Origin of the sequence: Novosphingobium sp. Fuku2-ISO-50 (genome assembly GCF_001519055.1) — a bacterium.
GTDB lineage: Bacteria > Pseudomonadota > Alphaproteobacteria > Sphingomonadales > Sphingomonadaceae > Novosphingobium.
In genome coordinates, this window is the sequence record NZ_KQ954295.1 from 22190 (window position 1) to 45432 (window position 23243).

20 protein-coding genes are annotated in these 23243 nt (G+C 65.3%); 12 read left to right on the forward strand and 8 right to left on the reverse strand.

Annotated features, from left to right (window positions below; all coding sequences use genetic code 11):
* Nucleotides 1–699 (forward strand): S8 family serine peptidase, encoded by a 699-nt coding sequence (locus AQZ50_RS20515; protein ID WP_156427368.1) that lies wholly within the window; start codon nt 1–3, stop codon nt 697–699.
* Entirely contained in the window at nt 699–2255 is a 1557-nt protein-coding gene (locus tag AQZ50_RS13895) for a type II secretion system protein GspD (RefSeq protein WP_067747079.1), read from the forward strand. Before AQZ50_RS20515 ends, AQZ50_RS13895 begins: the two co-directional genes overlap by 1 nt.
* 256 nt (nt 2256–2511) lie before the next feature.
* On the opposite strand, the gene cysS is transcribed toward AQZ50_RS13895, so the two are convergent.
* The 5 genes from cysS to AQZ50_RS13920 all read right to left on the reverse strand — a co-directional run bounded on the left by cysS (nt 2512) and on the right by AQZ50_RS13920 (nt 8321).
* On the reverse strand, nt 2512–3969 hold the full coding sequence (cysS, locus tag AQZ50_RS13900; RefSeq protein ID WP_067747080.1) for a cysteine--tRNA ligase: 1458 nt from the start codon (nt 3967–3969) through the stop codon (nt 2512–2514).
* Nucleotides 3970–4169: 200 nt separating this feature from the next.
* Nucleotides 4170–4862 (reverse strand): nitroreductase, encoded by a 693-nt coding sequence (locus tag AQZ50_RS13905; protein WP_067747081.1) that lies wholly within the window; start codon nt 4860–4862, stop codon nt 4170–4172.
* Nucleotides 4863–4893: 31 nt separating this feature from the next.
* Nucleotides 4894–6708, reverse strand: a complete 1815-nt coding sequence (gene cobT, locus AQZ50_RS13910) for a cobaltochelatase subunit CobT (protein ID WP_067747244.1) — start codon at nt 6706–6708, stop codon at nt 4894–4896.
* A 56-nt stretch (nt 6709–6764) separates the two neighbouring features.
* Nucleotides 6765–7418, reverse strand: coding sequence for a fructose-6-phosphate aldolase (gene fsa / locus AQZ50_RS13915; RefSeq protein WP_067747082.1), 654 nt, complete (start codon nt 7416–7418; stop codon nt 6765–6767).
* A gap of 237 nt (nt 7419–7655) precedes the next feature.
* Nucleotides 7656–8321, reverse strand: coding sequence for a DUF4197 family protein (locus AQZ50_RS13920; RefSeq protein ID WP_067747083.1), 666 nt, complete (start codon nt 8319–8321; stop codon nt 7656–7658).
* A gap of 81 nt (nt 8322–8402) precedes the next feature.
* Between AQZ50_RS13920 and AQZ50_RS13925 the strand changes: the two genes are divergently transcribed.
* Nucleotides 8403–10592, forward strand: coding sequence for a primosomal protein N' (locus AQZ50_RS13925; protein WP_369801427.1), 2190 nt, complete (start codon nt 8403–8405; stop codon nt 10590–10592).
* Between the two features lie 50 nt (nt 10593–10642).
* Here AQZ50_RS13925 and AQZ50_RS13930 read toward each other — a convergent pair whose 3' ends face one another.
* Nucleotides 10643–11806: an alcohol dehydrogenase catalytic domain-containing protein gene (locus tag AQZ50_RS13930; protein ID WP_231730300.1), complete on the reverse strand. Its 1164-nt coding sequence runs from the start codon at nt 11804–11806 to the stop codon at nt 10643–10645.
* Between the two features lie 23 nt (nt 11807–11829).
* On the opposite strand from AQZ50_RS13930, the gene AQZ50_RS13935 reads away from it, so the two are divergent.
* A complete protein-coding gene (locus AQZ50_RS13935; RefSeq protein WP_067747085.1) occupies nt 11830–12600 on the forward strand; it encodes a helix-turn-helix transcriptional regulator in 771 nt (256 codons plus the stop codon).
* Between the two features lie 36 nt (nt 12601–12636).
* On the opposite strand, the gene ada is transcribed toward AQZ50_RS13935, so the two are convergent.
* Nucleotides 12637–13668 carry a bifunctional DNA-binding transcriptional regulator/O6-methylguanine-DNA methyltransferase Ada gene (gene ada, locus AQZ50_RS13940; protein ID WP_231730301.1) on the reverse strand — a complete coding sequence of 344 codons (1032 nt, stop codon included), beginning with the start codon at nt 13666–13668 and terminating at the stop codon, nt 12637–12639.
* A gap of 104 nt (nt 13669–13772) precedes the next feature.
* On the opposite strand from ada, the gene AQZ50_RS13945 reads away from it, so the two are divergent.
* From AQZ50_RS13945 to AQZ50_RS13970, 6 genes are all read left to right on the forward strand, one after another.
* Nucleotides 13773–15362, forward strand: a complete 1590-nt coding sequence (locus AQZ50_RS13945) for a S1 family peptidase (protein ID WP_067747086.1) — start codon at nt 13773–13775, stop codon at nt 15360–15362.
* A 344-nt stretch (nt 15363–15706) separates the two neighbouring features.
* Nucleotides 15707–16261, forward strand: a complete 555-nt coding sequence (locus AQZ50_RS13950; protein WP_067747087.1) for a F0F1 ATP synthase subunit delta — start codon at nt 15707–15709, stop codon at nt 16259–16261.
* A gap of 33 nt (nt 16262–16294) precedes the next feature.
* Nucleotides 16295–17824, forward strand: coding sequence for a F0F1 ATP synthase subunit alpha (atpA, locus tag AQZ50_RS13955; protein WP_067747088.1), 1530 nt, complete (start codon nt 16295–16297; stop codon nt 17822–17824).
* Between the two features lie 111 nt (nt 17825–17935).
* Entirely contained in the window at nt 17936–18808 is an 873-nt protein-coding gene (locus tag AQZ50_RS13960; RefSeq protein ID WP_067747089.1) for a F0F1 ATP synthase subunit gamma, read from the forward strand.
* 135 nt (nt 18809–18943) lie between these two features.
* On the forward strand, nt 18944–20389 hold the full coding sequence (gene atpD, locus AQZ50_RS13965; RefSeq protein ID WP_067747090.1) for a F0F1 ATP synthase subunit beta: 1446 nt from the start codon (nt 18944–18946) through the stop codon (nt 20387–20389).
* Between the two features lie 69 nt (nt 20390–20458).
* On the forward strand, nt 20459–20713 hold the full coding sequence (locus tag AQZ50_RS13970) for an ATP synthase F1 subunit epsilon (protein ID WP_067747250.1): 255 nt from the start codon (nt 20459–20461) through the stop codon (nt 20711–20713).
* 82 nt (nt 20714–20795) lie between these two features.
* Here the strand turns inward: AQZ50_RS13970 and AQZ50_RS13975 are convergent, their stop codons facing one another.
* Nucleotides 20796–21521, reverse strand: a complete 726-nt coding sequence (locus tag AQZ50_RS13975; RefSeq protein WP_067747091.1) for an MIP/aquaporin family protein — start codon at nt 21519–21521, stop codon at nt 20796–20798.
* A gap of 173 nt (nt 21522–21694) precedes the next feature.
* Between AQZ50_RS13975 and AQZ50_RS13980 the strand changes: the two genes are divergently transcribed.
* Together AQZ50_RS13980 and AQZ50_RS13985 are read left to right on the forward strand one after the other, a co-directional pair.
* Nucleotides 21695–22366: a response regulator transcription factor gene (locus AQZ50_RS13980; RefSeq protein ID WP_067747092.1), complete on the forward strand. Its 672-nt coding sequence runs from the start codon at nt 21695–21697 to the stop codon at nt 22364–22366.
* A 51-nt stretch (nt 22367–22417) separates the two neighbouring features.
* Complete coding sequence (locus AQZ50_RS13985) at nt 22418–23227, forward strand: glycosyltransferase family 2 protein (protein ID WP_067747093.1); 810 nt, start codon at nt 22418–22420, stop codon at nt 23225–23227.
* Nucleotides 23228–23243: the final 16 nt, after the last annotated feature.

Consider the following 23243-nt stretch of genomic DNA (forward strand, 5'->3'; position numbering starts at 1 on the left):
ATGTGCCCCAATTGCCGCATCCTGCTGATCGAGACCGACGATGATTCGATCGACAATCTGGCCGCCGGAGTCAGGCTCGCGGTGGCGAAAGGCGCCGCCGCGATTTCCAACAGCTATGGCGGGACCGAGCCCGGCACCCGCGCTTATGCGCTCACCTATAAACATCCCGGCATCGCCATGACCGCCAGCGCGGGCGACGCCGGCTATGGCGCCGAATTCCCCGCCAGCGCGCCGGACGTGATCGCCGTCGGCGGGACAAAGCTGGTGCGGGCCCCCAATACCCTGCGCGGGTGGAAGGAAACCGTCTGGACCCAGACCGGCAGCGGCTGTTCGGCCATCTATCCAAAGCCGCTGTGGCAGACCGATGCGTTGTGCACCAAACGGATGATGAACGATGTCGCCGCAGTCGCCGCGCCCGCGACCGGGGTAGCGGTCTATGGCCCGATCGGCCCGGTCAGCACTTCCGGCTGGATGGTGTTTGGCGGCACCAGTGTCGGCGCGCCCCTGATCGCGGGAATCTATGCCGCAGCCGGTGCCAAACCGACGGGCGCACGGTCCTTGTGGCGGCATCCGGGCGATCTTTTCGATGTGACTGCGGGCAGCGACGGCCAATGCGGCGGCACCTATTTCTGCACCGCGCAGACCGGCTATGACGGCCCCACCGGCAATGGCACGCCCAAAGGCAAGGCGGCGTTTTGATGCGCGAAGTGCCGGATGAACGGGGTTTGCCCAGCGTGTGCAAGTTTGCCCGACCGATATTGGCGCCGATCATGGCTCTTGCGCTGCTGGCGACGGGGCTCGCTCCGGCGGCCTGGGCCGAGGCCGCCGACGCGCCTGCCGACACCCGGCCCGACGCCGCCCCGGCAGTCCTGACCGCGATTCAGCCGCTTGCGCAAGGGCCTGGCGAAACCCGCTTTCGCCTGACTTTCGCGCCACGCGCCAACGGCTTTGCACAACTCGCCGACGCGCCCGACACGCATGGCAAGGCGGCGCTCGCGCTCGCGCTGACCACCCGCGCCAGCAGCGCGGCGATCGCCACCCGACTCGACGGGCTGGTCCGCACGGTCAGCTTCGAACAGACCGGCAGCGTGCTGATCATCCATTTCGCTACCACCGCCCCGGCCCGTGCCGACGCCATGACGATCAGCCCGACCGAGATCGAGATCACCGTCCACGCGCTGGCCCCGCCCCACGCCGAGACCGCCGCCGCCCACCGCAGCCCGCTCTCTGCGCCCGCCGACGATGTTGACGCGATCAGCGAACTGGTCATGCTCAAATATGCCGACGTCAGCGAAGTCGTCGGGCTGATCAGCCCCGGCGCGCAAGTCAAACCCAACGACCATTTCACCCCGCGCGAGCCCGGTTTCGGCTCGAACAGCCTGACCGGCGGCGCTTATGCCGCGCAAGGCCCCGGCCCTGCCGACATCTCGGATCAATCGATGGGCGAAGCGGTCGATGCCGCCGGTTCCATCGCGATCGACCGGCGGCTCAACGCGATCTGGCTGCACGCGTCAAAGGAGCGCATTGCCCGGCTCAAGGCCCAGATCGCGCAAATCGATGTGCCGGTCGACAGCGTGATTCTGGAAACCGAGCTGGTCGAGCTGACCGAAAGCGGTGCGAAATCGATCGGCATCGACTTTGCCAATGCCAATGGCCAACTGGCGCTGTTTTCCGTGCAATCGGGGCAATATATCCCGTCGGGATTCTTCGCCAACAATGCCGGGCGGCTGGCCAGCGGGCAATTGCAGGCGGCGATTTCGGCGCAAGTGTCCAAAGGCAACGGCAAGATCGTGTCGCGCCCGCGCATCGCCGCGCAATCGGGCGCGACCGCCAAGATCATCACCGGCGATGCGCTGCCGATCCTGACCTCGATCACGCTGTCCGGGGTAAACGGCGTTTCGCAGCAAGTGCAATACGTCAATGTCGGCGTGACGCTGCAGATCGCGCCGCGCGTCGGCGATGACGGCGCCGTGACCAGCCATGTGTTCTGCGTCGTGTCGAGCGTGACCGGCTATGCCCAGGGCTATCCCACGATCTCGCAGCGCGAAGCGGAAACCGTGGCCAGCGTCCACGACGGCGAAAGCTTCGTGATCGGTGGGCTGACCCAGGAAACGACGCTCGACAACAAGAGCAAGATCCCCCTGCTCGGCGACATCCCGCTGATCGGCCACGCCTTCGGCACGACATCGCACACCCGGCAAAAGACCGACCTCTATATCGTCGTCACCCCGCACATCGTCCGCCACAAGGCCTGACGCAAGAGCCCTCTACCTTGCAAGGCTATGGCATTCACACATTGCTCTTTGGTTCGTCATTCCCGCGAACGCGGGAATCCAGCCTCAACGGTTGCGTAATTACGAGACATCAGGACTGGATTCCCGCCTTCGCGGGAAAATACGATTTTGATTTAAAAATGGATATTTTTGCAAAAGGCGATGTGTGTATCAAGTAACCCTGCGGAGAGACGGTTGGGTTGGGGTATGTCGGGCTCCGTCCCCGGTGCCAATGCCCTTACTGCGGCTTCCAGTCCCAGCCGAGCGGATCGCCGTCCATGACGTCGATCCCGGCCGCGGATAGCGCGTCGCGCAAGGCGTCCGAACGGGCAAAATCCTTGTCCGCCCGCGCGGCGCGGCGGTCTTCAAGCACTTTGGCAATCGCCGCCTCATCGATCGTCGTCGCCTTGGGCCGCAAACGCAGCGCCGCGCGGTCGAGTGTCAAAAGGCCAAGGCCAAGCACCGCATCGACCGCGCCGATCGCGGCCAGCTTTTCGCCCGGATCGACCTTTTTCATGCCCACGATGTCATCGAGCACGGTCAGCGCGACCGGCGTGTTGAGATCGTCGCAGATCGCCGCGTCAAACCGGTCGAGCGCATCGCCAAATTTCGGCCCCGGCCGGGCGCCGCCGTCGCCCGCCCGTTCGCGCACTTGCGCCACGGCCAGAACCAGCCGCTTGAGCCGGGTCAGCGCCGCGCCGAGCCCGTCCCAGCTGAATTCCAGCTCGCTGCGGTAATGCGCCTGAAGGCACAGCAGACGATAGGCCAGCGGGTGATAGCCGCGATCGATCAGCAGTTGCAGGCGCAGGAATTCGCCCGAACTTTTCGACATCTTGCCCGATCGTTCGACCAGAAAATTGTTGTGCATCCACACGCGCGCGCCCGAATTGGCCGGAACATCGAGGCCGTTCGTGCAGCAAAATGCTTGATTCTGCGCGATTTCGTTGGGGTGGTGAATTTCGCGATGATCGATCCCGCCGGTGTGAATGTCGAAAGGAAAGCCGAGCAGCCGCCCGCTCATCACCGAGCATTCGAGATGCCAGCCCGGCGCGCCCCGGCCCCAGGGCGAATCCCATTCCATCTGCCGCTTTTCGCCCGGCGGTGTCTTGCGCCAGATGGCAAAGTCGGCGGGATGCCGCTTGCCTTCGACTTCGTCGATCCGGCCAGAGCCTTCTTCGGTGTGGCTACGCGCCAGACGCCCGTAATCGGCCACCGATCCGACATCGAAATAGAGCCCGCTGGGCAATTCGTAGCAGTGCTTTCCGGCGATCGCTTTGGCAAATTCGATCATCTGCGGCACGTATTCGGTGGCGATCGACCAATGCGCGGGCTGACGGATATTGAGCGCGGCGATGTCGGCCCAATAGGCCTGCGTATAATGGCGCGAAATGTCCCAGATCGACTGCGCGTTCGCCGCAGCGGCCTTTTCCATCTTGTCCTCGCCATCGTCCGCATCGTCGGTCAGATGCCCGACATCGGTGATGTTGATGACATGGGTCAGCTTGTAGCCCTTGTGGCTCAAGGTGCGGCCCAGCACATCGGCAAAGACATAAGCGCGCATATTGCCGATATGCGGATAGTTGTAGACCGTCGGTCCACAGCTGTAGACGCGCGCCTCGCCGGGGTGGACGGGCTGGAACGGCTCCAACTGGCGAGTGAGGCTGTTGAACAGCACGAGCGGGCGCGGATCGGTCATGGAAAGGGGCATTGCCCCGGCCCTGCCCCGAGCGTCAAGCCTGCCCGACACACCCCTTTGCCAACCCCGCTCGTCCTGTCGAAGGATGCGCGAGACGGCCCGGCCCAGTAAAGAACCTGCGCGCAGGGCAGGCGTTTGCGCGCATCCTTCGACAGGTTCAGGATGAGCGACCCCATTTACTATGTTGATTCAAAACTGCTTTATGAAAACCCCAGCCAGGTCACCACTTCATCGAGCGGTGCACGGGCCACGGGAAAGCGGTTGATCGAAGCGCCGGAATCGCGCCGGCCGATCGCCAGCCCGCAAAAGAAGATATGGTCATCCGGGATCGGCACGCACTCGCGAATCTGCTTCTGGTATATCGCCCATGCCTCTTGCGCACAGGAATCGAGCCCCTCTTCGCGCAGCAACAGCATGACCGTCTGCAACCACATGCCGATGTCCGCCCATTGCGGCGGGCCCATATAGCGCGGCATATGCACCAGCATCAGCACGGGCGCATCAAACGCCCGGAAATTGGCCGCAAATTGCGCCAATCGCCCGATCTTGTCCTCACGCGGGATATGCAGCGCGGCATACATCGCCTCGCCCACGCCAAAGCGCCGCTCCGCATAGACGCCATCGAGCCCGGCCGGATAGATCGCATATTCGGCCGCCTGTGCCGCGCGCCCTTGCGGCAGGACTTCGCCCACCGCCCCCAACAGCAAGGCCAATGGCTCGCCCGTCAGGACATGCGCGCTCCATGGCTGCACATTGCCCCCCGATGGCGCGCGCTGCGCCTTTTCCAGGACGCGCCGCAACACGTCCGAATCGACCGGATCGGGCAAAAAACGACGGACCGAGCGGCGGCTGGCCACTGCGGCGGAAACGGAGGTCGAGGCAGGTTCGGTCATTGGATTTAAGTGACCAATTAAACCGTGAGCGTCAATCGTCCTCGAACAAGTCGGCCAATTGCTCGACGATCGTGCCGCCCAATTGCTCGACATCCATGATCGTCACCGCGCGGCGATAATAGCGCGTGACGTCATGACCGATGCCGATGGCAACGAGCTGCACCGGCGACTGTTTCTCGATCCAGTCGATCACTTTGCGCAAATGCTGTTCGAGATAGCCCGCGCTGTTGACCGAGAGCGTCGAATCGTCGACCGGCGCCCCGTCGGAAATGACCATCAGGATGCGGCGATCTTCGGGCCGCGCCAAGAGGCGCGAATGTGCCCAGAGCAGCGCTTCGCCGTCGATGTTTTCCTTGAGCAGCCCTTCGCGCATCATCAGCCCGAGATTCTTGCGCGCGCGGCGCCAGGGTTCATCGGCCTTTTTGTAAACAATGTGGCGCAAATCGTTGAGACGGCCCGGATTTGCCGGTTTTCCGCCGAGCAGCCATGCTTCGCGCGATTGCCCGCCCTTCCACGCGCGGGTGGTAAAGCCGAGCACTTCGGTCTTCACCCCGCAGCGTTCGAGCGTGCGCGCCAGAATGTCCGCGCTGATCGCCGCGATCGAGATCGGTCGCCCGCGCATCGATCCCGAATTGTCGATCAGCAGCGTGACCACGGTGTCCTTGAATTCGACATCGCGCTCGATCTTGTAGCTCAGCGAATGGCCGGGCGAGATCACCACGCGGGCCAGCCGCGCGGCATCGACAATGCCCTCTTCCTGGTCGAAATCCCAGGACCGGTTCTGCTGCGCCATCAAGCGGCGCTGCAACCGGTTGGCCAGCCGCGTGACGACCGACTGCAACCCCTTCATCTGCGCATCGAGATAGGCGCGCAGCCGGGTCAGTTCTTCTTCGTCGCACAGATCGCTCGCCGCGATGACTTCGTCGAACTGTTCGGTATAGGCCTTGTAGTCGAAACCGTCGGGAATGTCGGTCCACGGCCGGTTGGGCCGGGTCGGCAGCATGCCTTCCTGGCCGTCGTCGGCCATGTCGGCGTCGGCGCTGTCCTCGGCTTCGGACGGTTCCTGATCCTGCTCGCTGTCTTCGCCGCCGTCGCTGGTGTCGCCGGCCATTTCGCTGGGATTCTGCTCTTCGGAGCCTTCGCTGTCGTCGGGCTGTTCCTCGCCATCGTCCTGATCCTCGCCCTCATCCTCGTCGGAATCGGTCTCGGGGGCGTCGGTGGGCTGGGTCAGTTCGAGATGGCCGAGCAGATCGAGCGTGAGCTGTTGAAACGCCTTTTGATCGTCAAGCGTTGCAGCCAGCGCGGCGAAATCGTCGCCCGCGCGCGCATCGATCCAGCTGCGCACCATATCGGCACCCAGACGCGCCGATTCGGGCACCGGCTGGCCGGTCAGGCGCTCGCGCAACAGCATCGCGACGGCGCTTTGCAGCGGAACCTCTTCGGCCCGCGACGCCCGCGCGATCGGATCGCTCAGCATGCGCATGTCGGTCGCAGCGCCGATATTGCCGCGAATCCCGGCATAGCCTTCGGAGCCCAGGGCTTCGTAGCGGACTTGTTCGACGGCATCATAGACCGCACGCGCCACCGGCTCACCCGGCGCGCGCGCCTGATGCAGCGCGGCATTGTGCAGCCGCAGTTTCAGCGCCATCGAATCGGCAAAACCGCGCGCCTCGGCGACTTGCGCCGCAGGCAGCGCGCGCGGCGGCATCGGCACGCGCAAGGCCATACCCGCCTGCCCGGGGGCATCGGCGGTCCATGCGACCTCGATCTCGGGTTCATCAGCGAGAGCCCGCGCCGTGCCGGTGAGCACGGAGCGAAACTGGTCGAGCGGCGATTCGTCACGCAAGGCGGTCAAACTTCCCTGATCTGGCGCCTTGCGGCCATCAATCGCCGCTCAGCACATCAACCGATGCTCTGCCCCGTCTTGGCCCAATCCGCAAGGAACCCTTCGATGCCCTTGTCGGTCAGGACATGGCGGAACAGACCCTTGATCACCGCCGGCGGGGCAGTGATGACATCGGCGCCGATCTTCGCGCTTTCCAGGACATGGATACCATGGCGGATCGACGCGACGAGGATTTCGGTGCGATAGTCGTAATTGTCGTAAATCAGGCGGATGTCGTCGATCAACTGCATCCCGTCAAAGCCGTTGTCGTCGTGACGCCCGACAAAGGGCGAAACAAAGCTGGCCCCGGCCTTCGCCGCAAGCAGCGCCTGAGTCGCCGAAAAACACAGCGTCACATTGACCATCGTGCCGTCGGAGGTCAGCGCCTTGCAGGTTTTCAGCCCGTCGATCGTCAGCGGCACCTTGATGCACACATTGTCGGCGATCTTGCGCAGGATTTCGGCCTCGCGCATCATGCCTTCATGGTCCAAAGCCACGACTTCGGCGCTGACCGGGCCATCGGTCAGCTTACAGATTTCCGCCGTGACTTCGAGGAAATCGCGCCCGGCCTTGGCAATCAGGCTGGGATTGGTGGTCACCCCGTCGAGCAGCCCGGTGGCGGCAAGATCGGCGATTTCGGCAGTGTCGGCGGTGTCGACGAAAAATTTCATGGGGGGATTCCTGCTGGGACTGGGCTTTTGCGCCCTATAGGCAAAGGCAGCGGCGGGGCAAACCCCCTAGCATTTGATCGCAAGGAACCCCCTGCCCCTTCCCATCCGTTCATCCTGAGCGTGCCGAAGGACACGCGCCAAGGCTTGCCCCAAGCGCCTCATGACCCGCCAAGCCAGCCCGCCTCGCGCATCCTTCGACAGGCTCAGGATGAGCGGGTTCTGGTCGCTTTCATATCCTTACGGCCTTGCCAATACGTCCGCCAGTTGCGGATCGCCGCCCGCTGACGGATCGGCGCGAATCGCGGCTTCTTCATCGCCGATCGCGTCCCACACTGCATCGTCGGCATGATGCGCCAGCTTGCGCGCCAGGGCATCGCCGCCCAGCCCGGCCAAGGCGGCAATCACCGGCCCGAGCACGGGATCATCGATGGCACGCAGCGCATCGCGAAATTCGGGAACCATCGCCTCGATCACCGCCGGGCCCATCGCGCTGCGCAACATCTGTGTCGCAGCGCGCGGCCCCCCGGCGAGGACGGCGCGCGCATTGGCGATCCCCATCGTCCTGACCGCCGCAGCCACGCGCGGCGCCGCCGCACGCGCCGCGCGCAAGGCCACCGGGCGCAACCAGGCATCGAGTCGCCGGTGAAACTCGGCCGACATCAGCGTCCGTTGCAAAATCAGCCCCGCCGGACCCAGGCCCGAAGCCAGATCGAGCCCGGCGATAAAGCGATCCCACGCCCCGCCCGGCTCGTTCAGCCGCGCCAAGGCGCGCTCGGTCGAGCGGCGCAACAGGCGGCGCACCGCTTCATCGAGACTGAGCGGAGGCAGCGCCGCGCAAGCGCTGAGCAGCAAGGCCGCTGTCCCGCCGATCATGGCGCGTCGCGAAATCTGGGGGCAGATCATCACAAATGCTTTCGCCCGGTTGTTGGCAACAGGCCAGCGGGTCTGGCCGCATAGCCCCTGCCTCCCTATATCCCGCCAAAGATGAACGCTGCCAAGACACCCCCGATAAAAGCCTGCCGCTGCCTGGTATTCAATCCGGGGCTGGAGGTGCTCGACTATCGCGTGCCTGCGGGCATGACGCTCGTGCCCGGCAGCGTGGTGGTCGCCCCGCTCGGCCCGCGCCAGATCATCGGCATTGTCTGGGACGAAGGGCGCCTGCCCGGCAACGACTATCCTTTGGCCAAGCTGCGCCCGCTGCTCTCGGTGCTGCCGGTGCCGCCGCTGCCTGCGCCTTTGCGCCGGTTGATCGAATGGACCGCCGACTATTACCTGGCCCCGCTGTCGCAAGTCGCGCGCATGGCGCTGTCGAGCAGTGCCGCGTTGCAGGGCGGCGGGATGATCACCGAATACCGCCTGACCGACAAACAGCCCGATCGCGTGACGCCGCAGCGCGCACAGGCAATCGAGCGGCTGGCCGGGCAACAGGCAACGATTCGCGAGTTGGCGACGATCGCCGGAGTGTCCGACGCGGTGCTGCGCGGCATGGTCGGCGCGGGGCTGATGGAGGCGGTGCGAGTCGACAGCGACCGCCCCTATCCCGAGCCCGACCCCGATCATGCCGTGCCCGATCTCAATCCGGGGCAGGCCGAAGCGGCGGAGCGGATTATCGATGCCGTGCGCACGCGGCACTTTCAGCCGTTCCTGCTCGACGGGGTGACCGGATCGGGCAAGACCGAGACGTATGCCGAAGCGATTGCCGCCGCGCTGACGATGGGGCGGCAGGTGCTGGTGCTCTTGCCCGAAATCGCGCTGACGCAGAATTTCCTCGCCCGGTTCGAAGCGCGCTTCGGCGCGGCACCGGTCGCCTGGCATTCCTCGCTCAAGGCGTCGGAGCGGCGGCGCGCCTGGCGCCATGTCGCCGACGGCGGGGCCAAAGTGGTGGTCGGCGCGCGCTCGGCGCTGTTTCTGCCGTTTGCCAATCTCGGCCTGATCGTCGTCGACGAAGCGCACGAGATCGCCTTCAAACAGGACGACGGCGTGCGGTACAATGCGCGCGATGTCGCGGTGATGCGCGCGCGGTTCGAATCGGTGCCGGTCGTGCTGGCCAGCGCCACCCCCGCGCTCGAAAGCCTGGCCATGGCCGATGCCGGGCGGTACGAACGGCTGGTGCTGCCCGACCGGTTCGGCGGGGCGCAGATGCCCGATATTCAAATCGTCGATCTGCGCGACCATCCGCCCGAACGGGGCCGCTGGATCGCGCCGCCGCTGGTCAAGGCACTGGAAGAACGGGCCAAACGCGGCGAACAGAGCCTCCTGTTTCTCAACCGGCGCGGCTATGCCCCGCTGACGCTGTGCCGGGGCTGCGGCTATCGCTTCTGCTGCCCCAATTGTTCGGCCTGGCTGGTCGAACACCGCCTGTCGCGCCGCCTCGCCTGCCACCATTGCGGCCATGAAGTGCCCCCGCCGCCGGTCTGCCCCGAATGCGGCGAGCCCGACTGCCTGGTCGCCTGCGGCCCCGGCGTCGAACGCATCGCCGACGAACTGGCCGAAATCCTGCCCGAGGCGCGCGTCATCGTGGCAACCTCGGACACGCTCAACAGCCCGGAAAAAGCGGCGGAATTCGTTGAATTGGCCACCAACGGCGGCGTCGATGTGATCGTCGGCACGCAATTGGTGACCAAGGGGTTTCACTTTCCCGACCTGACGCTGGTCGGCGTGATCGATGCCGACATGGGTCTCGAAGGCGGCGATCTGCGCGCGGCGGAGCGCACGTATCAACAGATCGCGCAAGTCGCCGGGCGCGCCGGGCGCGGCGAAAAACCGGGCGAAGTCCTGCTCCAGACCCGCCATCCCGAAGCCGCCGTCATCGCGGCGCTCGCCAGTGGCGACCGCGACGCCTTTTACGCCGCCGAAACCGAAGCCCGCCGCGACGCCTGCGCCCCGCCGTTCGGCCGCTGGGCCGCGATCATCGTATCCAGCGAAGACGAAGCCGAAGCGAAGGAAGCCGCGCGCGGCATCGGCGGCACCCGCCCCGTGCTCGACGACGTCGCCATCATGGGCCCCGCCCCCGCCCCGCTCTCGCTGCTGCGCGGTCGCTACCGCTATCGCTTCCTCGTCAACGCCCGCCGCTCAAGCGACCTGCAAACCGTCCTGCGCGACTGGCTCGCCCCCCTCAAATTCCCGCAAGGCGTGCGCGTGGCCGTAGACATCGATCCCTACAGCTTTGTTTAGCCACGTATGGCACTTGCGGACGCATGCGCAAAAGTGCGCGCTCCGCGAATTCATGGCTTGAGCACCGTCAGCCTGAACGGCCCGGCCTGGGCTGCCGCATTCGCAACAGCGGCGTTGGCGTCATCCAGTGGAAACGCCGTCACTGCCCAGTGGCGCAGATCCAGCAGCCCGCTGCGGATCAAGCCCACCAGACCCGGAATGGCGGCGGCGTCATACATCCACTGCCCGCGCACCGTGATCAGGTTGCGCATGATCCACGGATAGGGCAGCGCCAGATCCTCCCCGCCCATCATACCCACGCCTCCCATCAGCACAGCACGTCCGCCCTGTCGCAAAGTCATGATCGCGGCGCGGGTCACCGCAGCGGCTGCGGATGGCGGCAGGAAGTCCTGCACCGCGTCGATCGAGCCCGGTGCCGCAGCGCGCATCGCCGCCGTGTCGGTGTCGGCATCGCCGGTCAGCCGCACCGGCACCAGGCGCTCGCCGAAGCGCTGACGCAAGTCATCCAGCACTGCGATGTTGCGGCCCGGGGCGACCACGCAGCGCGCACCCATGGCCAATGCCAGCGCCACTGTCGAAGAGCCGAAGTTGCCCGTTGCGCCGCTCACCAAGAGCGTCCCACCGGGCCGGAAATCCATCGCCAGCAGCCCGCCATAGGCAATCAGCAACGCGCCGACGGCGCACCACCGCCCAGCCTCTGCCGGGTCGATCATGCCGATGGGTGCCGCATTCTCGGTCGGCACGCGGACCTGCGCGGCAAATGTGCCATCGCGGAAATAGCGCTGGAGCTTCTGCCCGCCCTCGCCTCGGGCGCTTGCCCCCTGCAGGGTGATATCCGGCGCGGGCAGGCCATCGCGCGCGCGCACCGTGGGATCGCAGAATACCCAGTCGCCGGGCTGTAGCCGAGTGGCATCCGGACCGACCGTACGCACCCGCCCGATAGCGCCGGCGCCCGGCACCACCGGCGTCGGCAACAGGTATCGCCGCGCGCCGCTCAATATCTCGCCCGAGTAAGACAGCACCGGCGCGGCGACCACATCCACAAGCACTTCGCCCGTACCGATCACCGGATCGATCACCTGCTCGACGCTCAGCGGCATTCCAAATTCGTGCAGGACAGCGGCCTTCATCTGCGAACTCCCCGAACAAGACAGACCGGAGATATAGCGTTCTGGAAATCGGCAGGAAGAACCGGTATGATACTGGTCTTTCATGGTACCACTCTCGGGGTCATGGCATGGCAGGTAACCGCCCTTTCGGAGACTTCCTCCGTTCCCGTCGCACGCGCCTCGGCCCGGACCAGACCGGCGATGCGACCCGGCATCGGCGTCGCACGCCGGGCCTCAAGCGCGAGGAAGTGGCACAGCGCGCCGGCATCAGCGCCGAGTGGTATGTCAAACTGGAACAGGGCCGTGCTGTCTCTCCCTCCGCCGAGACAGTGGAAGCACTTGGCCGCGCCCTGCGGCTTGATCAGATAGAGCTGACACACCTGCGCGCGCTTGCCGCTTCAGGCAGGCGACAGGCGTTCCGGCGCGAGGACACCCCGGATCAGTTGCGCCGCATGGTCTCCAGCCTTCCGGAACCGGCCTACCTCACCGGGCAGCGCTGGGACGTCCTCGCATGGAACGACGCTGCCACAGCGCTCTTCGGAGACTTCGGCCGGCTCTCGCCCGAGAACCGCAACATTCTGCACTGGATGTTCACCGATCCGAACGCCAGACACGTATTCGGCCAGACCTGGGCGGAGGAGGCGCGGCGCATGGTGTCACTGTTTCGTGCAGCGCATGACCTCTGGCCCGGCGACGAGGCTTTCATCGGCCTTGTGGATCGGATACGCGAGAGTTGTGGGGAGTTCGAGACATGGTGGTCCGAACATGGGATCGGCGCGCCGGTCTTCGGCACCAAGCACCTGCATCATCCGACGCTTGGCGCGGTGCGTTACGAATATGCGAGTTTCCAGGCCAACGACGACCCGGCGCTCAAGCTGGCGCTCTATACACGCGCCTGAAGCTGCGAGGCGTCCCAACCCGATTCTTTCGGGCCGTCATGCCGTTTCGCGCGCCAGCAGTTCGCGCTTGATGTCCAACCCGTAAGCATAGCCGCCGAGCGTGCCGTCGCTACGGATGACGCGGTGACAGGGGATCAGGACGGCGATGGGGTTGGCGCCGTTGGCGGTGCCGGCGGCGCGCACGGCGCCGGGGTGGCCGATGGCGGCGGCGATTGCGCCGTAGCTGCGAGTTTCGCCGGGGGGGATCGTGCGCAGGGCTCGCCAGACGGCTTCCTGAAATGCGGTGCCGCGCACGTCGAGCGGGATGTGATCGCCGCTGCCGGGGGCTTCGACCGCCGCGACAACCTGATCGAGCAGCGCGGCGAAGGCCTCGCCGCCTTCGGTGAGCGTGGCATGGGGGAAGCGTTTGGCGAGCGCGGCGCGGTCTTCGGCGAAGGACAGGCGGCATACGCCCTTGTCGGTCGCGGCGACGAGCATCGGGCCGAGGCTGGTCGGCACCACGGCCCAGCGAATCACCACCCCGCGCCCGCCATCGACCCAGGCCGACGGCGCCATGCCCAGCCGGTCAGCACCCGCCGCATAGAACCGCGAGGGGCCGGAAAAGCCCGCGTCATAGATCGCCTCGGTCACGCTGCCCGCGCCGCTCAGGCTTTCGGCCATGCGTTCGGCACGCAGCGCGCGGGCATAGGCGGCAGGCGACAGGCCGGTGTGGCGGGTGAACAACCGCTGAAAATGTGTCGGGCTATATCCGGCGCCCGCCGCCAGTTCGGCGAGCGCGGGCGGCGCATCGGCCTCGCGAATCGCGGCGATCGCAGCCACGATCGCCGCCTCGTCGCGCGCCAGATCGTCGGGGCGACAGCGCAGACAGGCGCGCAGACCTGCCGCGCGCGCCGCCGCGCCATCGGCGAAAAAGCGGACATGCTCGCGCCGGGGATGACGCGCGGCGCACGACGGGCGGCAATAGATCCCGGTCGACAGCACGCCGGTCACGAATCGCCCGTCAAACGCGCGGTCGCGCGCCATCACGGCGGTCCACGCCTGATCGTCGGTCATGGGGTCATCGACCATTGCGCTCTCCATCCGGCCTTCATGCGTCATCCTTTTGCCTGCATGGCACCGACAATGCATCCCGCGCCTTGCGATCAAAACGCGGGGCGGGCAAGAACGCGGGCATGTCCTTGCCACGCCCCATCCGCCTTTCGTCCCTGTTCGTCGCGCTCGCCGCCATGCTGGCGCTGATCGGGTTTGCGCGCCCGGCTTTTGCCGACCCGACCGACATCGCCGCCGCGAGCCGGGGCGTGGTGCGCGTGGTGCTGGTGCGCAACGGCTGGACCGGGGTTTCGATGCTCGGCCATGGCTCGGGCTTTGCCGTCGCGCCCGACATGATCGTCACCAATGCCCATGTCGTCGAAGCGGCGCATGGCGACGGCAATGTGGTGATCGGGGTGATCCCGTCGCAAGGGCGAGACAGCTATCCGGCGCGAATCGTCGCTTACTCGCCCGCCAACGATCTCGCGCTGCTGCAACTGGGCAACCATGCCGCGCTGCCGCCGCTGACGCTGTTTCCCGGCGTGGTGCAGGACGGCATGCAGATCGCGGCGGTCGGCTATCCCGGCAATGTCGACGCGGCGCAGGGGCTCAACACCGGCGACATCATCACCCCGCAGGATACGGTCAAGACGTATGGCCAGGTCTCGTCGGGGCGCTCGTCCAAGCAATTCGACACGATCCTGCACACCGCGCAATTGGGCGCGGGCAATTCGGGCGGGCCGCTGCTCGATACCTGCGGGCGCGTGCTGGGGGTCAACAGCTTTGGCACGGTCAGCGACAACGGCACGGATTCGTCCTTCTTTTTCGCCATTTCGATGCGAGAGCTCGAACCCTTCCTGAAGACCGCAGGCGTCGTACCGCATCTGGCCAGCCTGCCCTGCACCTCGATCGCCGATCTCGATCGCGCCGACACGCAGCGCGCCGCCGACGATCAGGCGCGGCTCGCCGCACAGGCCGCCGCACGCAGCGCCGCCAGGGACCACGCGCTCGACAAGGCGCGCCGCGATGCCGAAATGGACGTGCTGGCCGAACGCGACAACGGGCTGGCGATCGCCGCCCTGGCTCTCGTCGCAGCGATCGGCGCGGCGACCTTTGCCTTTCTCCAGTATCAGCGCGGCAAGACCCGCCCCTCGCGCATCGCCGTCGGCCTGACCATCGTGCTGATCCTCGGCGCGGCGTTTGCGTGGGTCTTGCGCCCCTCGCTCGGCGCCATCGACGAACGCGCCAAGGATCGCATCGCCGAAGTCGAAGCCAGCGGCACCCCCGAAGCCGACGCGAGCGGGGCTGATGCGAGTGGGGCCGGCGGATCGCGCAAGATGATCTGCGTGCTCGATCCGCAGCGCAGCCGCGTCACCGTGTCGGACATTACCGACGTCCCGCTCGAATGGGGCGCGGGCGGCTGTGTCAACGGCCGCGCGCAATATGGTCTGGCCCAGGATGGCTGGTCGCGGATCCTCGTGCCCAATGGCGAAGACACGATTTCAGTCACGCATTATGACCCGGAAACGCACACCTATACCGTCGAACGGTTTCTGATGGGCATCAACGACATGAACCGCGCCCGCGCCGAGCGGCAGAAAATCTCGATCCCCCCGTGCGGCGCACAGGAAGGCCTCGCGCGGCAATTCGGCGCGGCGCAGGGCGCGATCAAGGCGCTGCTGCCCAGCGAACCCAACGAACGCATGCGCTACACCTGCCAACCTGCGCGTTGATCGCGGCGCGTTGGTCGAGGCGGCACCGGCCCTCTCCCCCGCCCGAGCGCCCGTCGGCAGCATTCTGTGGGCGGTCGGGCGGGGGAGAGGGCCGGTGCCGCCTCACAAAATTCGCGTGATCGCGAAAGGCGGCGAATCAACGCGCTGTCCTTGTTTCGGGACAGGAATGCGCATACGTCTGCATTGCGGCAGGCAAGGCTTGCCATCTGCTATCTTGTCATACCCCCGCGAGGTTGCTAGGCGCCCCCCGGTTACGGGCCGATACGCATGCCGCTTTTCGGGTATATGGCGCGGCCCGCGCAACACATCCGGGTGTCAGACATTCGAAGAGGGGACTTAGGCGCGTGGGGATTTCCGGCGGCATTACGGCCAGCTTGGCAGGGCGTTACGCTTCGGCGCTCTATGACCTTGCCAACGAACAAGGCACGGTCGCGAGCGTGGAAAGCGATTTCGACCGGCTGGCAACGGCAATCGGCGAATCGGCCGACCTTGCCCAGTTGCTCCACGACCCGCAGGTTTCGCGCGAAGCAGCTGCCCGCGCGATCAAGGCGGTTGCCGAAGTGTTGTCGCTGACACCGCTCACCGGCAATTTCCTCGGCGTGCTGGCGGACAATCGCCGTCTTGCCGACTTGCCCTCGATGATTCGCGCTTTTGCCGCGATCGCCGCCGATGCGCGCGGCGAAATCACGGCCGACGTCACTACCGCGCACCCGCTGCTGGACAGCCAGCTTGCCGAGCTTTCGGCCAAGCTGGCCCAGCGCGAAGGCCGCTCGGTCAAACTCCGCACCCGTGTCGACCCCGCCGTTCTCGGTGGGCTGGTGGTCCAGATCGGCAGCCAGATGATCGATGGTTCGATCCGCACTCGTCTCAATTCGCTTGCCCAGGCCCTGAAGGCCTGAACGCCCGCGTAACTGTCCCACGAAAGGCAGAACATGGAAATCCGCGCTGCTGAAATCTCCCGGGTCATCAAGGACCAGATCGCCAGCTTCGGCACCGAGGCACAAGTCTCGGAAGTCGGCTCCGTGCTGTCGGTCGGCGACGGCATCGCCCGCATTCACGGTCTGGACCAGGTCCAGGCCGGTGAAATGGTCGAATTCGCCAATGGCATCAAGGGCATGGCGCTGAACCTCGAAGCCGACAATGTCGGCGTCGTGATCTTCGGCACCGACTCCGACATCAAGGAAGGCGACATCGTTCGCCGCACCGGCACGATCGTCGACGTTCCCATCGGCAAGGGCCTGCTCGGCCGCGTGGTCGATGCTCTGGGCAATCCGATCGACGGCAAGGGCCCGATCGAATACACCGAGCGCCGCCGCGTCGAAATCAAGGCGCCGGGCATCATCCCGCGCAAATCGGTTCACGAGCCGGTGCAGACCGGGCTCAAGGCGATCGACGCGCTCGTGCCGATCGGCCGTGGTCAGCGCGAATTGATCATCGGCGACCGTCAGACCGGCAAGACCGCCGTGGCGATCGACACCTTCATCAACCAGAAGGAAGCCAACGCCGGCACCGACGAATCGAAGAAGCTGTATTGCATCTACGTCGCCGTCGGCCAAAAGCGCTCGACCGTCGCGCAGATCGTGCGTCAGCTCGAAGAAAACGGCGCGATGGAATATTCGATCGTCGTCGCCGCGACCGCTTCGGAACCGGCTCCGCTGCAGTATCTGGCGCCCTACACCGGCTGCACGATGGGCGAATTCTTCCGCGACAACGCCATGCATGCGGTCATCGTCTATGACGACCTTTCCAAGCAGGCGGTTGCCTATCGTCAGATGTCGCTGCTGCTGCGCCGCCCGCCGGGCCGCGAAGCCTACCCTGGCGACGTGTTCTATCTGCACAGCCGTCTGCTCGAACGCGCCGCGAAAATGAACGACGACAATGGCGCCGGTTCGCTGACCGCGTTGCCGATCATCGAAACGCAGGCCGGCGACGTCTCGGCCTACATTCCGACCAACGTGATCTCGATCACCGACGGCCAGATCTTCCTTGAAACCGGCCTGTTCTATCAGGGCGTCCGTCCGGCCATCAACGTCGGCCTTTCGGTCAGCCGCGTCGGCTCTTCGGCGCAGACCAAGGCGATGAAGAAGGTTTCGGGCTCGATCAAGCTGGAGCTGGCGCAGTACCGCGAAATGGCGGCGTTTGCCCAGTTCGGCTCGGACCTCGACGCTTCGACGCAAAAGCTGCTCAACCGCGGCGCGCGCCTGACCGAGTTGCTCAAGCAGGCGCAGTTCTCGCCGCTGTCGTTCGAAGAACAGACCGTGGTGATCTTTGCCGGCACCAACGGCTATCTCGATTCGGTGCCGACCAATCAGGTGACCCAGTACGAGGCCGAGCTGCTGAGCTTCCTGCACGCCAGCCATGCCGACGTGCTCAAGGAAATCCGCGACACGAAGGATCTGGGCGACGGCGCCAAGGCGAAAGTCAAGGCCGCGCTCGACACCTTCGCCAAGCAGTTCGCCTGACCAGAGCCGTCGGCCCCGCCAAGGGGCCGGCCGGTTCGGCGAAACGTTCAGGTATTCATGCCGTCAGTCCGTCCCTAGCCGACGCCTGGCGGAGCCCAAGGGAAACGACGAGTGGCCTCGCTCAAGGAACTTAAAGGTCGGATCAACTCGGTCAAATCGACCCAGAAGATCACCAAGGCCAAGCAGATGGTCGCTGCGGCCAAACTGCGCAAGGCACAGGCCTCGGCCGAAGCCGCGCGCCCTTATGCCACGCGGCTGGCCGAAGTCGTCGGCAGCCTCGCCGGCCGCGTTCTGGTGGGCGAAAGCTCGCCGCGCCTGCTCGCAGGGACCGGCAAAAGCCAGGTCCACCTGCTGGTCGTGGCCAATTCCGATCGTGGCCTGTGCGGCGCGTTCAACGCCAACATCGTCAAGGCCGCCAAGCTCAAGGCGCACGAACTGCTCGCCGAAGGCAAGACCGTGCTGTTCTATCTGGTCGGGCGCAAAGGCCGTGCACCGATCCGCCGCGATTTCCCCAAGGCGGTTCTGGGCATGTTCGACACGACGCAAGTGCGCGAACCCGGCTTTACCGAAGCCGAAGCGATCACCAACGAGCTGCTCGCGCTGTTTGAAGCGGGCAAGTTCGATGTCGCCCACCTGATCTACGGCAAGTTCAAGAGCGCGCTGGTCCAGGAACCGACCGTGCAGCAGATCGTGCCCGTGCCGACACCCAAGGTCGCGGTCAGCGACGGCGCGGTCGTCGAATACGAGCCCGACGAGGAAACCATCCTCGCCGAACTGCTGCCGCGCTATCTGCGCACCCAGCTCTTTGGCGCGCTGCTTGAAAACGTCGCGAGCGAACAGGGCGCGTCGATGACCGCGATGGACAACGCGACACGCAACGCCGGCGAACTGATCAAGAAGCTGACGATCCAGTACAACCGCAGCCGTCAGGCCGCGATCACCACCGAACTCGTTGAAATCATTGCTGGCGCGGAAGCGCTGTAGCAACATCGAATTAATGCTGGCGCGCAAGCGCCGTAGCAACATCGAATTAATGCTGGCGCGCAAGCGCTGTAGCAACATCAAAATCGCTGGCGCCGAGGCGCTCTGACGATCCGATAAGAAGGCAAGGAACACCTCATGGCCACCGTGCTTACCTCTACCGGCAAGATCAGCCAGGTCATCGGCGCCGTCGTCGACGTGGCGTTCGACGGCGAACTGCCGTCGATCCTGACCGCGCTGGAAACCGACAACAACGGCAACCGCCTGGTCCTCGAAGTCGCCCAGCATCTCGGCGAAGGCACCGTCCGCACGATCGCGATGGACTCGACCGACGGTCTGACCCGCGGCCAGCCGGTGCGCAGCACCGGTGCCCAGATCACCGTGCCGGTCGGCCCCAAGACGCTCGGCCGCATTCTCAACGTCATCGGTGAACCGATCGACGACAACGGCCCGGTCGGTTCGGACATGTTCGCCCCGATCCATGCCAAGGCTCCCGAATTCGTCGAACAGTCGACCGAATCGGCGATCCTGGTCACCGGCATCAAGGTCATCGACTTGCTCGCGCCTTATGCGCGCGGCGGCAAGATCGGCCTGTTCGGCGGCGCTGGCGTCGGCAAGACCGTGTTGATCCAGGAACTGATCAACAACATCGCCAAAGGCCACGGCGGCGTGTCGGTGTTTGCGGGCGTCGGTGAACGCACCCGCGAAGGCAACGACCTTTACCACGAATTCCTCGACGCGGGCGTCATCGCCAAGGACGCCGACGGCAAGGCCACTTCGGAAGGTTCGAAAGTGGCGCTGGTCTTCGGTCAGATGAACGAACCGCCGGGTGCGCGTGCGCGCGTCGCCCTGTCGGGCCTGACCATGGCGGAATATTTCCGCGATCAGGAAGGCCAGGACGTGCTGTTCTTCGTCGACAACATCTTCCGCTTTACCCAGGCGGGTTCGGAAGTGTCGGCTCTGCTCGGTCGTATTCCTTCGGCGGTGGGCTATCAGCCGACTCTCGCCACCGACATGGGCCAGTTGCAGGAACGCATCACCTCGACCAACAAGGGCTCGATCACCTCGGTTCAGGCGATTTATGTTCCGGCCGACGACTTGACCGACCCTGCGCCGGCCGCTTCGTTTGCCCACCTTGACGCGACCACCACGCTGAACCGCGCGATTTCCGAACTCGGCATCTATCCGGCGGTCGACCCGCTCGATTCGACCAGCCGCGTGCTCGAACCGCGCATCGTCGGTGAAGAACACTACACCACGGCGCGCCGCGTTCAGGAAACGCTGCAGAAGTACAAGTCGCTGCAGGACATCATCGCCATTCTCGGGATGGACGAACTGTCCGAAGAGGACAAGCTGACCGTCGCCCGCGCGCGCAAGATCCAGCGCTTCCTGTCGCAGCCGTTCCACGTCGCCGAAGTGTTCACCGGCATCGCGGGCAAGTTCGTGCAGCTTGAAGACACTGTCCGTTCGTTCAAGGCGGTTGTCGACGGCGAATACGACCACCTGCCCGAAGCCGCGTTCTACATGGTCGGCGGGATCGAAGAAGCGGTCGAAAAGGGCAAGAAGCTGGCCGCTGAAGCCTGATGGCTTTGGGGCTCCGTGCGCCGGTCGATGGCTCGACCGGGGCGTGGGCAACAACGGGACTGCATGATCATGCCGCTGCATTTTGAACTCGTCACCCCCGCCCGGCTCGTCCTGTCGGAAGACGTCCATCTGGTCGTCGTGCCCGGCACCGAAGGCGAATTCGGCGTGCTGGAAGGCCACGCCCCGTTCACCGCAACGGTCAAGGACGGCGTGATCCGCGTCTGGCGCAGCGCCGGCGGCAGTGCGGAAGAAATCCCTGTGAAGGGCGGTTTTGCCGAAGTCAGCGCCAAGGGGCTGACGGTTCTGGCCGAACACGTCGGCTGAACCGAACTCGGACAAGCCAAAAAAGGGCGCGGTCGGCAACGACCGCGCCCTTTTTTTGGCTCCCCGGATTTCAAACGAGCCTTCAGGCGATACCCGTGGCTTTGACAATCACCGCGCCAACCACGCCGCCTGCCAACGGACCCAGCACCGGCACCCATGCGTATCCCCAGTCCGAATCGCGTTTGCCCGCAATCGGCAGGATTGCGTGGGCAATGCGCGGGCCAAGGTCGCGCGCGGGGTTGATCGCATAGCCGGTCTGCCCGCCGAGCGAGAGCCCGAGCGCCCAGACCAGAATGCCCCAGAAGAACGGCCCCATTCCGGGGGCCAGGCCACCGGCGACAAAGCCCTTCGCGGCGAGCGCCATGCCGATCACGATCAGCATGACTGTGCCGATCAGTTCGCTCAGCACGTTATGCGCCGGTGCGCGGATCGCGGGCTGGGTGCAAAACGCCGCCAGCTTGCTGTCGGGATCGCTCGTCGCCCAATGCGGCAGATAGACCAGCCAGACGAGCACGCCCGAAACCACCGCGCCCGCCATCTGCGCCGCGACATAAGGCACGACATGGCTGTAATCGCCCGAAACGATCGCCCCCGCCAGAGTCACCGCCGGATTGAGTTGTGCCACGCCGCCGACCCCAAGGCTGACGACAATCCCGCAAAACACGGCAAAGCCCCAACCCGCCGTAATCACGATCCAGCCGCTATCCTTGCCCTTGGACCGATCGAGCAAGACGTTGGCGACGACCCCGTTGCCGAACAGCAAGAGCACCATGGTGCCCAGAAATTCCCCGAAAACAGCGCCGTGCATCACGCTCCCTCTCCCTTTGGCCTGCCGGTCCCCGGATGCCGACGGTCATCCTCCAACAAAAGCCTTTGCTGCGTATGATGGCAAGGCATCAGTTATCGTCATGCAAGGGTCATAATCCGGCGACATGGGTCAAGCCGCCCGTTCCCTTTCCCGCAACCATACGACAGGACCCGATGCGGCAGATTGACATCTTGGTGACCGGCGCGCTGACCGGGGGAAATGACCACTTTCTCCATGGCGATCTGCGCGTGGTGTTTCATAACTGGCTGGGCGATGCCCCCTTGCCCCTGCTCGATGGACAGCCCTGGGCTTTTGTCGACTGGGTGTTGCCCGACTTGTCGGGCCTGGAACTGTGTCGGCGCCTGCGCTGCGACCCGCAGACCGAGGCGGCGCATGTAACCATGGTGCTCGAAGAGGACGAATCCGAGGTCAAGCGCCGCGCGCTGCGCGCCGGAGCCGACGATTACGTGATCGGCCCCATCGACCGATCGACCGTGCTCGACCGCGTCTTGTCGCTGCAATTGCCCGAAGCCGAATTGCCCGCGCGGACGCTGCGGCTGGGTGATCTGTCGCTCGACTTGTCCGCCTTGCAGGCGCGCTGGAAGGACAAGGCGATCGCCCTGATGCCCAACGAGTTTCGCCTTTTGCGCTATTTGATGGAACAGCCGGGCCAGGTCTTTTCGCGCGGACAATTGATCGCCGCGCTCGGCAAGCAGGGCCAGCCGATCGACGAGCGTACAGTCGATGCCTGGGTCAGTCGGCTTCGTCGCGCGCTGCGCGAAGCGGGCACGGGCTATCCCTTGCGCACGGTACGCTCGCTCGGCTACGTGCTCGACAGACCCTGATCGTTCGGGGCCCTGATGGCCAAAGGGGCGGGTCGGGGATTGCCGGGTAGAATGGCCTTGTCGACAGCACCGCAACAGACATCGGCAGGGCGGATCTCGCTGGTCCTGCCCTATTACAACGAGGAAAACTTCATCCTGCCGACGCTGCAGGCGATCGCGGCCCAGGATACCCGCGATTTCCGCCTGATCATCGTCAACAACCGGTCGAACGACGGGTCGCCCGCGCTGGTCGAGACGTTTCTGGCGGCAAGCGACATCGACTATACCCATGTCGAAGAAGACGTGCCGGGCGTGGTTTCGGCGCTGATGAAGGGGATCGCGCTGGCAACGGGCGAATTCATCGGTTTCCTGAACGCCGATACGATCTATCCGCCGCATTACGTTTCGCGCTGCCTCGCGCTGTTCGACGCCAATCCTGGCGCGACGAGCGTCATGGCGATCGACCTCTATGCCCCGCCCGAAAGCGCCGAAGGCCAGCGGCGGCTCAGGCGGGTGATGCTGGCCAGTCGCCTCATGCCGAAAAAGTGCCACGCCGGGACGTATGCCCAAGCCTGGCGGCTGGCCCCGTTTCGCGCCGCCGGTGCCTTTGACCGCGCGATCTGGCCCTATGTCCTGGAAGATCACGAAATCATGGTGCGCATGATGGACAAGGGGCCCTCGATCTATTCGCCAAGCCACTATTGCTTCCCCTCGCCCCGGCGCACCAATTCCGCCGCCGTCAGCTGGAACGCGCTCGAAAAGATCGCCTACGGGCTCTTGCCCGCGCGCGCGATGCCATGGTTTTTCCACCGTTACCTCGCCGGAAAATTCGCCCGCCGCAAAATGTTGAGCGAAGCTTTGCGCAACCGGAGCTGGGAATAGCCAACGCGGGGCTAAG

Excerpts from the sequence above, each read along its gene's own strand:
- AQZ50_RS13935 (WP_067747085.1), top strand. The coding sequence starts at position 11,830 with ATGGCAGGTAACCGCCCTTTCGGAGACTTCCTCCGTTCCCGTCGCACG.
- AQZ50_RS13975 (WP_067747091.1), bottom strand. The coding sequence starts at position 21,521 with ATGCACGGCGCTGTTTTCGGGGAATTTCTGGGCACCATGGTGCTCTTG.
- ada (WP_231730301.1), bottom strand. The coding sequence starts at position 13,668 with ATGGTCGATGACCCCATGACCGACGATCAGGCGTGGACCGCCGTGATG.
- AQZ50_RS13905 (WP_067747081.1), bottom strand. The coding sequence starts at position 4,862 with ATGACCGAACCTGCCTCGACCTCCGTTTCCGCCGCAGTGGCCAGCCGC.
- atpD (WP_067747090.1), top strand. The coding sequence starts at position 18,944 with ATGGCCACCGTGCTTACCTCTACCGGCAAGATCAGCCAGGTCATCGGC.
- AQZ50_RS13985 (WP_067747093.1), top strand. The coding sequence starts at position 22,418 with ATGGCCTTGTCGACAGCACCGCAACAGACATCGGCAGGGCGGATCTCG.
- AQZ50_RS13930 (WP_231730300.1), bottom strand. The coding sequence starts at position 11,806 with ATGAAAGACCAGTATCATACCGGTTCTTCCTGCCGATTTCCAGAACGC.
- AQZ50_RS13925 (WP_369801427.1), top strand. The coding sequence starts at position 8,403 with ATGAACGCTGCCAAGACACCCCCGATAAAAGCCTGCCGCTGCCTGGTA.
- AQZ50_RS20515 (WP_156427368.1), top strand. The coding sequence starts at position 1 with ATGTGCCCCAATTGCCGCATCCTGCTGATCGAGACCGACGATGATTCG.
- atpA (WP_067747088.1), top strand. The coding sequence starts at position 16,295 with ATGGAAATCCGCGCTGCTGAAATCTCCCGGGTCATCAAGGACCAGATC.
- AQZ50_RS13945 (WP_067747086.1), top strand. The coding sequence starts at position 13,773 with ATGTCCTTGCCACGCCCCATCCGCCTTTCGTCCCTGTTCGTCGCGCTC.
- AQZ50_RS13970 (WP_067747250.1), top strand. The coding sequence starts at position 20,459 with ATGCCGCTGCATTTTGAACTCGTCACCCCCGCCCGGCTCGTCCTGTCG.
- AQZ50_RS13920 (WP_067747083.1), bottom strand. The coding sequence starts at position 8,321 with ATGATCTGCCCCCAGATTTCGCGACGCGCCATGATCGGCGGGACAGCG.
- AQZ50_RS13895 (WP_067747079.1), top strand. The coding sequence starts at position 699 with ATGCGCGAAGTGCCGGATGAACGGGGTTTGCCCAGCGTGTGCAAGTTT.
- fsa (WP_067747082.1), bottom strand. The coding sequence starts at position 7,418 with ATGAAATTTTTCGTCGACACCGCCGACACTGCCGAAATCGCCGATCTT.
- cysS (WP_067747080.1), bottom strand. The coding sequence starts at position 3,969 with ATGACCGATCCGCGCCCGCTCGTGCTGTTCAACAGCCTCACTCGCCAG.
- AQZ50_RS13980 (WP_067747092.1), top strand. The coding sequence starts at position 21,695 with ATGCGGCAGATTGACATCTTGGTGACCGGCGCGCTGACCGGGGGAAAT.